Raw genomic sequence first — 13,894 nt, forward strand, 5'->3', positions numbered from 1 at the left:
GCTAGCTCCCCCAAAGTTGGCTCATCCTCAGTACCATTAAACTCTAAGCAGACTAAACCCTCTGCTACCTTGGTGTCACAGGGACAGGAAGGGTGGATAAGAGAAAAGGAGATTTTACCTATGATGGATCGTAATTTGACACCAACCCCAAAACACGCCACTCAATGTCAGACAAAGACGCCTCCGTCTAGTACCCCTAAACCTCCTGAATCTCCCTAAGTCTTGAGAAATTAGTTATTAGCTTATCGCTTTTAATTTTTAGATCACCATTGATTCTGACTAACCACTCAACTCCTCAACTAAGAACTGGAAACTAATGATGTCCTACTAATGACCAATTCCTCATTATTGATAGCGCCAATACCACCCAAGACTCGATAGAGTGATCAAAACATCGGTATATTCCCTATAATGATGAACCTTTAATGTCTGGTATCGAAAATCCTTGCCTCAGTTTAGCGATCGCTCGTCTATCTGCCGCTGGCAGAGAAAACCTGGCTATCTGGGTGCTGAAAGCTCCTTACCCAGGGGGTATGGTTCATCATGATTCTACTTGGTCTGAATACATGACTCAGTCATGGCTGGCTTGGCAGGAAATGTTTTCCCCATTTTCAAACCATGTGCCGATTAGTGGTCATCACAACCAGTATCCCACAACTTTGCTCTCAGAGAATCAAAACGGTGCTACAGGTCCGGAGATTAGCTACAGTGGTCGTTTGATGCAAGGTTTGGGCATTGACCTGTGGCAGTGGCTGTTTCAAGGCTCAATTCGCAATGCCCTCGAACGAAGTCAAGGCATTGCCTTGGGACAAAATAAACCCCTTCGCCTGCGCTTGGAAGTCCGCGCTCCAGATTTCATTCCCCTCCCCTGGGAAATTATACAACCCATGGCGGGTAAACAGGCAATTTCCCTTTCTCAGCAAATCCTGTTTAGCCGCACAACTAGTGATGTAGACGCCCTCGAACCCCTGCGCTCCCACCAGGCTCTCAATATTTTGTTAGTTCTAGGAGAGAAGGTTCAAAAATTTAATGGTTCGACTACCAATTTGGATCTCGAAAAAGAAGCGGCTACCTTGGTAAATGCCCTTCAAGCTGGTAGAGCCGCTCAAACTTCTAGGAACCAATCCGTTCCACCAGTTACCTGCAACGTCTCAAAACTAATACAACCGACACCAGCTGAACTGATTAAAGCACTGGAAACCGGTGCCTATAACATCCTATTCTATGCCGGTCATGGTGAAAGCGCACCAGACGGAGGTTTGCTATTTTTACGCTCGGATGCGAAAATTAGTGGTACGGAATTGGCTCAGGTTCTGGTGCGCACCCAGGTTACCTTAGCTGTATTCAATGCCTGTTGGAGTGCCAAACCTGACCAAGTGAATTCCCAAACCATTCCCCGTAGTAGTTTAGCTGAGGTGCTCATTCACCAAGGTGTTCCAGCAGTTTTGGGGATGCGGGACTCCATTGCTGACCAAGAAGCCGTGAGTTTTATTAAAGCATTCGCCCAAGCCTTGGCAGAGCGGATGCCCATTGACCATGCTGTAGCTGTGGCCAGACAGCACCTGTTGACCCTTTACAAGTTTAACCAACCAGCCTGGACCTTGCCTATCCTTTATATGCATCCTCAGTTTGAAGGGGAATTAATCCAACCGGTGGGAGAAGGAATTACAGAACTGCCCACCATCACCTCAAGCTGGGTTGAAAGTCCTGCCCCAACGGCATCTTTGCGTTCGATTGGAAAAACCGATCAGGTCTGGCCGATTCGAGGTGGAGTGATGCGAGTGGGACGCCTACAATCTTACAACGATTTGGTGATTCCCGAAGTTTGTGTTAGTAAGCAACATGCTGAAATTATCTGCCGTGATGCTTTCACTGACCAAGGCTCGGATCCAACTTACTTCTTGAGGGATTTTTCTCGTAATGGGACGAGAATATTAATCGATAATGGTTGGAAAACCGTTCATCATCAGGAAGTTCAGCTAAGGTCGGGTATTCAGCTTAAGTTTGGTGGTCCTCGTGGTCAGATCTTCGAGTTTATTATTGACTCCCCAGAATCTTGAGTCGGACTATCCTCGTGCCGAGGATAAAGTGCAGCTTATGCTGTTAACTATGCTGTTAACAATGGAAGTTTCACGCTAAACACTGCTTAGAGTCAAATTGCAACTAGTGGCTGTCTACCTAAGAGCTTCTCTCAATAGCTCACATAGATCACACATAAGTTGAGGAACGAAAGTGGTGTTGCCATGGGAATTAAACACGCGCTGAGAAGTCCAGATTATTTTTTCAGCTGTTGCGGAACTTCCTCAAAAATTGATGTAGCTATTTTATGTCAGGTTTCATCTACTAACCCAAACAGGAGGGGCATTATGAACAGCCAAGCTATTCAATATCAAGAACATCAACAATCATATTTTGAGGATACTTCGGTTCAAATCCAAGAAGAACTACTAGAATTACTATTACAGCCAGAAGAGGAGTTTTATCCTTGGGATCCAACTCATCCAGAAGCAGAAGCTTATTTTGCTAAGCTAGAAGCAGGTTTTTACCTGGACGAAATCCAAGATCACCAGGAAATTGCTCAGGAATCTCTTGCCTTTTTTCAGCGACTAAATCAGTGTTGGGAATTACCGCTCGAATCAACCATCGAATCAACCATCGAATCGAGCATCGAATCCACCATTGACTCGTTGAAGGCAGCTTTAGCTAACGGATGTGCTTCTTGCATGCCTCCAGAATGGCTCGAAGCGATCGCTTCGAGAGCTCAAGAGGTTGTTCACAAGAACTTGTCCTTAGCAGAGCAACTTGTGCTTTGTGTCAAGCCATTGTTACAAAACTGGACAGAAGACGATCTATTGGTGTTAGCTCGTCCGTGGGCTTACGCCATGCGCAGTAGCTCAGACTCCATGAATGTCAGTGGTTCAGTTAAATCTGAACAGTGGCACTCTTTGTCTTCTATAGAACAAGTCCGCCTAAGCCTAGAAGTAGCTCATTCGGCTCTGTTCGAACTCAACAATCACACTAGTAACTAATCATCTCACTAATCATCTCACTAATCATCTTAATTAATTAGTATCGTAATTAGTGATTAGCGTAATTCGTAATTAGTGATTAGCACCAAGCTGGGTTTGAACCAAAAAAACCGTTTGCTGGTTCTGTCTTTGCCTACATTAATTATAATCCGGACATGATAGTTATCCCAAGTTGCATTGATATGTAGCACCATTTACTCCCATCTGCTCATGTGTGTTTTCTACCGTCTACCCAATCCAGAATGCACTTTTATAGCGGTTTTCAGGTTTTTATTCTCGAATACAGCTGGTGATTGCAGTGGGAATTTCCCAGAAGCTAATATGTATTCTACTGAGCTGGAAACCGCTATAAATTTTTAGTCTACTCAACTAACAATCGAAGTCAAGGTAGCGCAACTTGGTATTGCCATCAATGTATTGCGTATTGCCATCAATCAACCGAACCAATTCTGACCTTGAAACCAGACTACAGGGAGGTCGGTAACAGTGGTAGTAACAGAGTGACAAAATAATACACCAAAGGGGCAGTGAACACATAGCTGTCTGTTCGATCTAAAATGCCACCATGACCAGGAATTAATTGCCCGGAATCCTTGACACCAGCATCCCGTTTCATTAAGGACTCCGTTAAGTCTCCTAAGAGGCTAGCTACACCAATGATTACTCCGAGCATCATGCCACTCAACTGCCAGCACGGCCAATTCAGATACCAAGCTCCTGCGATTCCTACAGCAATACTACTGACAAGGCCAAATATAGCGCCTTCCACAGTTTTTTTAGGACTGATCATAGAAAGGCGAGTGCGACCAAAAAATTTTCCGAAGGTGTAAGCTCCGATATCTGCTGCCCAAATACAGCTAAATGCTAGGAGAGTTGTACTTAACCCAGCAGGTAGGTGACTCAGATTTATCGAAAAATTAGACCAGTATCCACTCCCGGGTAGGTTGGTAGCGGCGACTGTAGCATCTCTAGCTAGGGAGGACGTTTCAGTCAAACCTACTCGCAGACGGACCCAATAGCCGGGCAGATAACCACCATAGAGTAAACCCAATATGGAAGCCCCAATATCCGCAATGGTTGCTATCTTGGGTTGGAAGAGTAAGTAAAAGCAAATAAATGTTCCAGCAATGGGAAACACCGCATCAGCCAGGGTTGGTGAAATGGTAGCTGTAATTAGTAGTAGCTGAGACACAAACATGGTGCTTTTGGTTGCTGGCACCATGCCTTTCGCTTTTACTAGTTGAAAAAGTTCTAACTGACCTAAATAGACAATGACACAGAAGCCGATGGTAAAATACCATCCCCCAAGTAAGATCATCCCCATCGCCAGGGCGATCGCAACTATTCCACTAAAAATCCGTAACCAGGGCATATGACGTTTTTTTTTGACACTCCTGTTCTGACACAAGAACAGATTATTTATATTATTATTGTTAATTTTGTTCCCTGAATGGGTCTATTCCTTACTCTAACTTCTCTCCACTAAGAATAAAAATGGGGTTAACTGCTGCAAATGTTTGATAATTCCCCCTTGTCTCTAGGCGATTGACGGCTGACTGAACGACTTCGATATTGCGAGCCTGTAACTCCGCTAAGCCTTCTGAGATGGCATAGAGTCCTTCTAGATTGTTGGTGGTTGCGACTATCCTCCCTGGAGATTGTAGGTAGGGCCAGACTTCTTTGAGTAGAGTTTTGATTGGTCGTCCTCCTTCAAGGCAAACTCGGTGGGGTTTCAATGGTAGATCTTTGAGACATTCTGGGGCGTTACCTTCGATGACTTCTACGTTGGTGACATTAAAGCGATCGCAATTGTGTCGAATCAGGTTGGCTACTTCTTCATCCCGTTCAACGGCAATAATCTCACTTTTGGGACACAGTAGTCCAATTTCTACAGGAATGGTACCGGTTCCAGCACCGATATCCCACAACCGGTCTTGGCTTCCTAGTCGTAGGGCAGAAATGATCAGCAGTCTGACTTCTCGCTTACTTAAGGGAATACCGGGTAGGCGTTCAAAGAGGTGATCTGGGATTCCAGGAGTAATGTATGGCCAAATTGGGGATGACATTTGTGGTATTTAGGTTTCGGGGTATTTTTTTTCCTTTAGTTATTTTGATTTATTAAACTAACCACTTGAGGTATAGAACACATAAAGAGTATTATAAATACAGCGATTCGTTACCTGTTAGGCTATTTTTTTAAGTTTAATCGACACAGTAATCGACTAAAACGATTACTGTGTCGATTTTTGATAGTTTTATAATTTATTTTTTATCCTAAATAGGAGCTCAATATTATTACAAATTAGCATCCCTTTGTACGAAATAACCATAAATATTTACAAATATTATAGCCTTGATCATACTTATGAGGTACATTCAATTTTATTCCTATTAAGGGAAACCCCCAATACCGCTTTGCAGCGCTACTCCCTACTCCCTATTCCCATTAAGCCAGGACGAGGTACCTCACCTAATTAGTCAATGATGACGTTTAGGGTTTGGAGGCTGGGGTCGCTACAACCGGTAATTGAACCACCTAAGCTGAGAATTTTTTGGAGGTATTCAATAGTATTTGATTTGATTTGTTCTCCTGGCATTAGGGCTGGTATTCCTGGTGGATAGGGACAGATTAATTCGGCACTGATCCGGTTTATGGTTTCGGTTACCGGTAGGGTTTCGGTGGCAGCAAAGAAGGCTTCACGGGGGGAAAGTAAGGGTTGCAGGTTGCAGATTGCTGGTTGCCAGTTACAGAAGACAGGTTGCTCGGTGGAGGAATTGTCATGATTTTGGGCAAGTTTGGTGAAAGCTTGTACAAGTTGCTGAATATCCCTTTGGGTATTGCCTAGGCTAATGATAAAGGTTAAGTGTTGAAGTGTTGGTAACTCCGCTGTGACACCGAGCTGTTGATGAAGAACTTCATCGGCTTCAAATCCACTTAATCCTAATTCGGTCACTCTTACGGTTAAGCGAGTTGGGTCTAGGGCTTGGAATTTTAGGGGTTTTATCGGTTCTAAAACTGATAATCCTGGAAGAAGGCTGATTTTACTTCTGGCATCCTGGGCTAGCTGCAAGGTACGACTCATCAGTCGTTCTCCATGGAGTGCCATTTGTTGTCGTGCGGCATCTAGGGAAGCGAGTAGTAAATAACTGGGACTGGTGGATTGAACTAGCTGTAATGCTTTACTCAACCGCTGAGCATCAATTCGATTGCCCTGAATGTGCAACATCGATGCTTGAGTCATGGCACCGAGTACTTTATGAGTTGATTGTACGGTTAAATCGGCTCCGGCTGATAGGGCATCCAGGGGTAAATCGGGATGGAAGGCAAAGTGAGGTCCATGGGCTTCATCCACCAGTAGGGGAATATTATGTTGGTGAACTATTTTTGCGATCGCTTTTATGTCACCACAGATTCCTTGATAGGTGGGATAGACCATCATCACTGCTTTGGTGTCCGGATGTTCAGTCAGGGCTTGGTTAACTGCAGTTGGGGTTATGCTATAAACCAAGTCAGTTGATGGGTCGTACTCGGGGTTAATAAAGATCGGGATAGCACCACACAAGACTAATCCTGCGATCGCGGATTGGTGGATATTGCGCGGTAATAGGATTTTGTCCCCGGTATAACAGGTGGCTACTATAGCAGCCATCACCCCACAGGTGGAACCGTTGACTAGGAACCAAGTTTTTCTAGCACCAAAGGCTGCTGCTGCTAGGTCTTGGGCTTCTTGGATTACCCCTTCTGGAGCAAAAAGATTATCTAACTCCGGTAATTCTGGCAAATCAGCCCTAAATACTGATTTTCCCAGCAAATCCGCTAATGGCTCTGGTATTCCCTTGCCTTGTTTGTGTCCTGGTGTATAAAAGGCCGCATGGGGCTTGTGGGCTGATGCCCGCAGAGCGTCTAATAAAGGTGTCTTTTCCTGAGAAGGTGGTCTATTATTCACAAATTTTTCCCCATGGCTCTAGCTTATCAAAAATTGAGCCAATTTTAAACCTTTGTCAGGTTAGCAGGGATTAAAAACCAGTGTGCTAAGGGAATCGCGAAAAACTATATCCCTCATGGACAATAAAGGAATTCGTGGCCTAATAATATAATCAAGTAAAAAAAATATCAATTCAAGTCAGGTGGGCAAAGCAATCATTTCATTAATACTCATTTGAACCAAACTGTTTTTGCCCACCCTACAAGTAAGACTTCCCCCGATTCCCGATTCCCGATTCCCGATTCCCGATTCCCGATTCCCGATTCCCGATTCCCGATTCCCGATTCCCGATTCTTGATTTCCTGTTCAAAACTAATGGGATTCAGGACTAACGACCAAATCCTGATAGTACCATCCTCCCCACCACTAACTAGAGTGTTTCCATCGGGGCTAATGTCAACTGACCAAACCCAGCCATCATGTCCAGATAGAGTGCGCAGCAATTGTCTACTGTCTACATCCCATAGCTTGATAGTTTGATCACTACCAGCACTAGCGATAGTTTTGCCATCGGAACTAATCGCAATGGTAATAATTGGTGCGGAGTGACTTTCGAGGGTAGCTAATTCTTCGCCACTGTTGATATCCCACAACTTGACGGTTTTATCAACACTAGCAACTAGTATCTTGCTATCTTCACTAATGGCAATATCAGAAATTTGACCAGGTTGTTTTGAGATGGTTTGCCGCAATTCTAGGGTGGACAAATCCCAAATCTTGATAGAACGATCTGACCCGCCACTGGCACTAACCAAATGTTTTCCATCGGGACTAATGGCAACAGCCGTAACCCAGTCGGAATGATCGGTAATGGTGCCTAAACTTTTGCCAGTGAGGACATCCCACACCATAACGGTCTTGTCAGGAGAGCCACTTACTAGGATTTTGCCATCAGGATTAATTGCTATTGATCTGACTATACCCCTATGTCCTTTTAAGGTACGAGGTGGTGCTCCAGTTTCTAGGTTCCAGATATTAATCTGTCTTTCTGTTGCGGCAGCGAGACGTTTACCATCTGCACTGATTACTAGAGCACTGGGGGTTCTGGTAAACCCTTTGATCGTCCTCTGTAGCCTACCATCCCTGAGATTCCAGAACTTGATGGTTTTGTCTTTACTGCTACTAATTAGAGTTTGGCTATCTGGAGTAATGGCGAGAGAATTAACATCTGACCAATGACCTGAAATGAGTTGAGTCAGCTGAGCCTCTTGCCACGACTGGGCTAGCAATTGTTGTTGATAATGTGAGCGTCCTATGGTTAGGGGAGAGACTATCCCTATAGCCATAGTTAAGATAACCGTAGTGCTAGATAGAGCCAACAGCGGGATTAATCTTTTACTAAACATTAGTTGGATTTTTATCACCCCTTCACCCTGCTAATGCTAATCCATCACCACGGGGTTCAGATGCCGCTACCAAAACCCCTGACTGATGCAAGATAACTTGACCTTTCCCAAAGTTTATGCTATCAGCCATAACCTGAATATCATGACCCATATCAGCTAGCTCCAGAGCAATATGACGGGATACACTCTGTTCCAACAGGACTTGTGACCCATCTACAAACCGCCATCTGGGAGCATCTAGAGCAGCTTGAGGATTCATGCCGTAATCTGCCAGATTAACCACTACCTGTACATGTCCCTGAGGCTGCATGGGACCTCCCATAACTCCAAAGGGCCCTAGAGGTTGACCATTTTGAGTCAGAAAACCGGGAATAATGGTATGATATGACCGCTTACCTGGTGCGACTTGATTAGGATGACCGGATTCTAGGGTAAACCCCAAGGCTCGGTTTTGCAAGGCAATCCCAGTGCCAGGAATAACAATCCCACTCCCAAAGCCTTGAAAGTTGGATTGGATAAAGGATACCATTAATTCCCCATCTGCTGCTGCTAGATAAACTGTGCCACCTTTGGGTAAACCGGGTTTTGCTAACGCGATCGCGTTTTCCCCAATTAACTTCCGGCGTTCCCTGGCATACCCATGGTCTAATAGGGTTTCGATTGGGAGTTCCATAAACCGAGGGTCAGTGATATGGCGATGAACATCAGCAAAGGCTAGCTTCATGGCTTCGATTTGTAGATGGTAGCTTTGGGCTGATTCACGGGGATAGTGGCTTAAGTCAAAACCTTCGATTATATTCAATGCCATTAAGGCCGCCATCCCTTGGGTGTTGGGGGGAATCTCCCATACGGTCAGGTCACGATAGTTAGTTGAAATCGGGTCTACCCACTCAGCTTGGTGGGTAGCTAGGTCAGCTTTGGTCAGCACGCCACCAGTATTAGCCGCAAAGTTTGCGATCGCATCAGCAATTTCCCCTTGATAAAAGCTCTCACCACCACTGTTTGCGATCGCTTTCAAGGTCTTAGCATGATCGTTACTCCCCCATACCTCCCCAGCTACTGGTGCGCGCTGGTTAGGGAAAAATACCTGTTTAAATGGTTCAAACTCTGGTCCAATCAGGGGGAGGTACAGAGCTTCCGCTTGTTTCCAAGCTCTTGCTGTGACTGGGGAGACCGGAAATCCGGCTTCGGCGTATCTAATCGCTGGGGCAAACAATTGCTCAAAGGGTAGCTTTCCCCACCGTTGCCACAAACTACGCCATGCTGATACCGCTCCTGGCACTGTTACCGATAACCAGCCGATAGCAGGAATCTGACTCATGCCAGCAAAATGCTCAAGGGTCAGGTGTTGAGGGCTTTTGCCAGAGCCATTGATACCATGGAGTGACCCATCCCATACTAAAGCGAAGGCATCAGAACCGATACCATTACAGGTAGGCTCAACCACTGTCAACGCGATCGCTGTGGCTATAGCAGCATCTACGGCATTGCCTCCAGCCCAAAACATTTCCATACCAGCTAAGGTGGCTAGGGATTGGCTGGTGGCTACAGCAAATCTATTACCCATGACCACTCTTCGTCTTGATGGGTAGGGATAATGGGTTAAGTTACCCTTGAGCATAATTTTCTCTGGTGAACTATTATCTAGTTATTTTATAGAGAAGCTGCATAACCCCTAAGCTTGGGTACTAAGTAACTAATGAGGTTTCCTTCTACTTAGTTGTTTGAGCTATGAATGGATTCAAGTTAGGAGTTAGGCTAAAGTGCTACTACAAGCTACGGGAAATAATCAATGCCTACTAACAACTCAGATAACAACTCAGGTATCAAACCGTTTTCGACATCTATTTATTTAAAAGACCGCCAAGGTAATAGGGGGATCGATCCGGTTTTTGAGTCTAATTCTAGATTAGAGGGTTTCATGGCACATCTAGTCGAGTCTGAGCCAGACAGGAGCGAAGCCGAGTGGGCTCGTTGCTTCTTATATCAGTTGAGACAAGCATCTGGTATTTACCGGATTTTATCCATGACTAATCCTCCGATAGTGGTGATTAGAGCTTATCTGTTATTGTTAAGGTTATCTGATCAGCTCTTATTCAATTACCTACAGTTTGTTTGTTGGTCTGCAGCTCAAGCGATCGCTCATCAGTTAAGCAAATCTTATAATCTTGCGTTACATTATCCTGTAGAAGAATGTTTCATCATTGCTAGTGAAGCAGCCAGCCAGCCAGCTAAACTCCTCAGAGGATTTAATTTTTATGCTAAGTCTTCTATCAATGCCTATGCTTTCAATGCCCTCAAGCGAATTATTAGAAATCAAGTCGCCAAGGAACTCAGGTTAAAATCTATCAAATTTTCGGATTATGGCTTGTTGCGATATTTGGATAAAACCGAACTTGAGCAAGCACTTAATAACTATGGAATCACTAATCAATATTTAAAATATTATCGTCTGGCTTGGCAATCCTTTAAAGACTACTTTAACGAGATGTATCCTCCCAGCAGCAAGGGTAATCCTCGCCATAATTACCCAATTAAATTCCTAAGTCAGCAACAGCTTCACCAAATTGCTATTCGTTACAACCAGCAGTTAAATCGGTTAACTACAATGCTTAATTCTGAGTTAACAAGTGCTGATTTTGAGAGGAATAACCCTAAAAGAAGAGATTCAGATTGGTTAAGACAAGTAGTACGTTACTCAGCAATCAGCAATCAGCATATGGGCTACGCCCACCCTACGCGAACAGCAATCAGCACATGGGCTACGCCCACCCTACGCGAACAGCACATTGAAGAAATGCTAGCCATTTGCATCCAAGCGGTGCGGATGTCTCAACAGAGGAATTCAGTATCTTTAGATGAGTATGGGGAAATTACTGATATAGCATCTAATCCTTTAGAGGTGGTAATCCAAGAGGAAGAAAAGGATGAGTTGAATCAAGTCAGGACTATTGTCTTAAAAGAATTTACGGCTTTAGATCAGCTAGCTCAGAAATCCCTAAGACTTTGGCTTGGTCTAGGCATCAATCAACAAGATTTTATCGAGCTTTTCGGGTTGAAAAAGCAATATCAAGTGGCTCGCCAGTTTCAACGTTATTTTAAACGGATTTTGAAGGCAGTCGTAACCTTTTATTTTCAGGATGCTATGAGCACAACTCTAACCTCCCAAGACATCAAACAGCGCCTTAATCAAACCACTCAAACTAACTATATTAATAACTATCTCAAATCTTACTTAAGTGCTGATAGTCAAGAATTATTTGCTAAAATTATTGATAAAATTTATGATGAAATTGTCGATCAAATAATCACGACAAAGCTTAGTAATATAGAAAAAAAACAACTAATTAGCAGCAACCAGATTTTAAGGGAATTAATTCAACCAAAATTTGAGGTAGTGATTGAGAAAAATTTTGCTATAAAACTGATTAAATTCAAATCAGCTAAGCCAGCGATCGCTAAATTTATTGAGCGGTGGCTCCAGCAAAATCAGGCACTACTAGAGCAATCCCAATCAGGAAACAGGCAAAAGCCATGTAGGCAAAGTGAAATCTGAAACGTGAAAGGTTAAAACACCAAATATCCCAAATACCAATTAACGATTAACCAAACAGGAGATGAGTCAATGAAATTACGTTTAGAGGATTTAGCTTGCCTACACCCAGACCAAGTATTGATAGAATTCTCCCCAGAAGAACGAGAACAAGCATGGCAACAAACCCAAGCTCAAGGTTATTCTAACCAAGCTGCTTATTGGCGAGCGTATCTGAATTGTCTCTGTCTGAATACGTTTTTAAGTTATCTGGACACAGAACCAAATTTAACCAAACCAAATTTAACAGAACCAAATTTACTAGAAACAGCACTAGACAAAGCACTAAACAAACCACTAGATACACCACTAAACAAACCATTAGTATGGCCAGAGTTGGGGGATTTACCAAGTTTCTGGGACGTAGTGAATGGTACAGCTGTTGAGCTAAACCAGATGCGACTGGTATTAATTCCTAGTGAAGAAATCAATTTTACAGCGTTGCGAGTACCGCGAGAGTGGGTTGATATTCCTGAGTGGGCTAGTCATTATTATGTGGCGATGCAACTGAATTTAGAAGAATGCTGGTTACAGGTGTTGGGATACACAACTTATCAACAGTTACGTGATCATGGTAACTATGACATCATCGATGAAACCTACGCTGTGGATGCGGTAGATTTAATTGAAGATTTGAATGTGATGTGGGTAACGGAAGAACTTGCTCCTAGTCCCAAACTGCTAGTAAAGCCAATGCCAAGATTATCCTCTGATGAAGCAACAACGTTAATCAAGCAATTGAGCCAGGAAACTCCTTATTCTCCGAGGCTAGATATTCCTTTTGCTAAGTGGCAGGCACTGGTATCAAATTCTAAATGGCGCAAGGAATTATATAAACAACGTTCCCTAGTTTACTCTCGTAAGCCATCTATAAACTTACTCTCATGGCTGGATAATTTCCTGGAGGCTGGTTGGCAAACTGTTGAGGAAATTCGATCAGGTAATGGTAACCCTAATCTAACCTTAGCTTACCGGTCTCAACCGACTCGTTTGAAAGATAGTTTGAACGGTAATTCTTCAGCATCTTCCCCCTTTACCGAAAATATCCCTGAAGCTGTGACCGCAATTATTAAACTATTAAAAACCAATAGCAGTAAACAAACTAACTTACCCGCTATAGAATTATTGGGTGAAATTGGTCATAGTAACTTAGAGGCGATCGCATTGCTTGCTGAGATGATCAATACTACTGACGATCATGACTTACGTCGCCAAGCCGCTGTCAGTTTGGGAAAACTTGACCCAAATCATCCCCAAGCTGGGATTAGGCGAGTTAAGATAATTGATTTAGAAATGCAACTGAATGGGAGCAAAGTAGCATTTATGGTTACTTTCATACCTGAAGCAGATGGGGGAATTAATGTTCACTTACGGGTGTATCCTACTAAGAGTAAATATCTAAAACCTAATCTCGAATTGCTAGTACTTGATCAGCAGGGAGAAATTTTCTTGTCGGCTCAGTCGAGAAGTGCTGATAATTGGATCCAACTAGAGTTTAATGGCGAAAGGGGGGATAGGTTTATAGTAAAACTGGTACTGGGAGATGCCAGCTTTTCCAAAGAGTTTTTCCTGTAACCTATCTTGGGTTAAAGGTTGTATGTCAGAATGTAGAAGCCAGAAGCCAGAAAGCAGAAGCCAGAAGCCAGAAGGCATAATATATAATTATAAATTCCCCGTTTTTCATAATAAAATTAAAAAATACTAAAAATAAATTAAATAATACTGAATGAAAAATGACGACGAGTTTAGTAACATTAAAAATAGTCGATGGTGACTTTAAACAGGGGTTTCTAGTTATCCTAAAAATTGGGATTGATCCCAATGAAAATAATTTAATGGCTAGAGAAATTGATGGTTGGTTACCACCAGCACCTCAGATTAACCAATTGTGTGACAGTTGGCTCTTAAGCTATCGTGCTCAAGGGAGAATCAAAGTGCATC

12 protein-coding genes are annotated in these 13,894 nt (G+C 43.4%); 7 read left to right on the forward strand and 5 right to left on the reverse strand.

Going from position 1 to position 13,894, the window contains the following annotated elements:
- The 3 genes from F6K51_RS32285 to F6K51_RS32295 all read left to right on the forward strand — a co-directional run.
- On the forward strand, positions 1 to 219 hold a 219-nt coding region (locus F6K51_RS32285), incomplete at its 5' end, for a hypothetical protein (RefSeq protein ID WP_293028532.1).
- Between the two features lie 206 nt (positions 220 to 425).
- Positions 426 to 2,060, forward strand: a complete 1,635-nt coding sequence (locus tag F6K51_RS32290; protein ID WP_293028537.1) for a CHAT domain-containing protein — start codon at positions 426 to 428, stop codon at positions 2,058 to 2,060.
- Between the two features lie 306 nt (positions 2,061 to 2,366).
- Complete coding sequence (locus F6K51_RS32295) at positions 2,367 to 3,029, forward strand: hypothetical protein (protein ID WP_293028540.1); 663 nt, start codon at positions 2,367 to 2,369, stop codon at positions 3,027 to 3,029.
- A gap of 466 nt (positions 3,030 to 3,495) precedes the next feature.
- Here F6K51_RS32295 and F6K51_RS32300 read toward each other — a convergent pair whose 3' ends face one another.
- Both F6K51_RS32300 and cbiT read right to left on the reverse strand, forming a co-directional pair.
- Positions 3,496 to 4,401, reverse strand: coding sequence for a phosphatidate cytidylyltransferase (locus F6K51_RS32300; protein ID WP_293028543.1), 906 nt, complete (start codon positions 4,399 to 4,401; stop codon positions 3,496 to 3,498).
- A gap of 91 nt (positions 4,402 to 4,492) precedes the next feature.
- Positions 4,493 to 5,095, reverse strand: a complete 603-nt coding sequence (gene cbiT / locus F6K51_RS32305) for a precorrin-6Y C5,15-methyltransferase subunit CbiT (RefSeq protein ID WP_075897007.1) — start codon at positions 5,093 to 5,095, stop codon at positions 4,493 to 4,495.
- 247 nt (positions 5,096 to 5,342) lie between these two features.
- On the opposite strand from cbiT, the gene F6K51_RS32310 reads away from it, so the two are divergent.
- The gene (locus tag F6K51_RS32310; protein WP_293028549.1) at positions 5,343 to 5,507 is read left to right on the forward strand and encodes a hypothetical protein; all 165 of its coding nucleotides are present in this window, start codon (positions 5,343 to 5,345) and stop codon (positions 5,505 to 5,507) included.
- Here F6K51_RS32310 and F6K51_RS32315 read toward each other — a convergent pair.
- The 3 genes from F6K51_RS32315 to F6K51_RS32325 form a co-directional block, all read right to left on the reverse strand.
- Positions 5,504 to 6,976 carry an aminotransferase class I/II-fold pyridoxal phosphate-dependent enzyme gene (locus F6K51_RS32315; protein WP_293028552.1) on the reverse strand — a complete coding sequence of 491 codons (1,473 nt, stop codon included), beginning with the start codon at positions 6,974 to 6,976 and terminating at the stop codon, positions 5,504 to 5,506. The genes F6K51_RS32310 and F6K51_RS32315 overlap by 4 nt on opposite strands.
- A 209-nt stretch (positions 6,977 to 7,185) precedes the next feature.
- Positions 7,186 to 8,301 (reverse strand): WD40 repeat domain-containing protein, encoded by a 1,116-nt coding sequence (locus tag F6K51_RS32320; RefSeq protein ID WP_293028555.1) that lies wholly within the window; start codon positions 8,299 to 8,301, stop codon positions 7,186 to 7,188.
- Between the two features lie 82 nt (positions 8,302 to 8,383).
- Complete coding sequence (locus F6K51_RS32325; RefSeq protein WP_293028559.1) at positions 8,384 to 9,982, reverse strand: gamma-glutamyltransferase family protein; 1,599 nt, start codon at positions 9,980 to 9,982, stop codon at positions 8,384 to 8,386.
- 171 nt (positions 9,983 to 10,153) lie between these two features.
- Between F6K51_RS32325 and F6K51_RS32330 the strand changes: the two genes are divergently transcribed.
- From F6K51_RS32330 to F6K51_RS32340, 3 genes are all read left to right on the forward strand, one after another.
- On the forward strand, positions 10,154 to 11,917 hold the full coding sequence (locus tag F6K51_RS32330; protein ID WP_293028561.1) for a hypothetical protein: 1,764 nt from the start codon (positions 10,154 to 10,156) through the stop codon (positions 11,915 to 11,917).
- A gap of 69 nt (positions 11,918 to 11,986) precedes the next feature.
- A complete protein-coding gene (locus F6K51_RS32335; protein WP_293028564.1) occupies positions 11,987 to 13,528 on the forward strand; it encodes a DUF1822 family protein in 1,542 nt (513 codons plus the stop codon).
- Between the two features lie 158 nt (positions 13,529 to 13,686).
- The coding region (locus F6K51_RS32340) for a hypothetical protein (RefSeq protein WP_293028567.1) at positions 13,687 to 13,894 on the forward strand (208 nt) is incomplete at its 3' end.

This window comes from Moorena sp. SIO3I8, from assembly GCF_010692325.1.
Lineage (GTDB): Bacteria > Cyanobacteriota > Cyanobacteriia > Cyanobacteriales > Coleofasciculaceae > Moorena.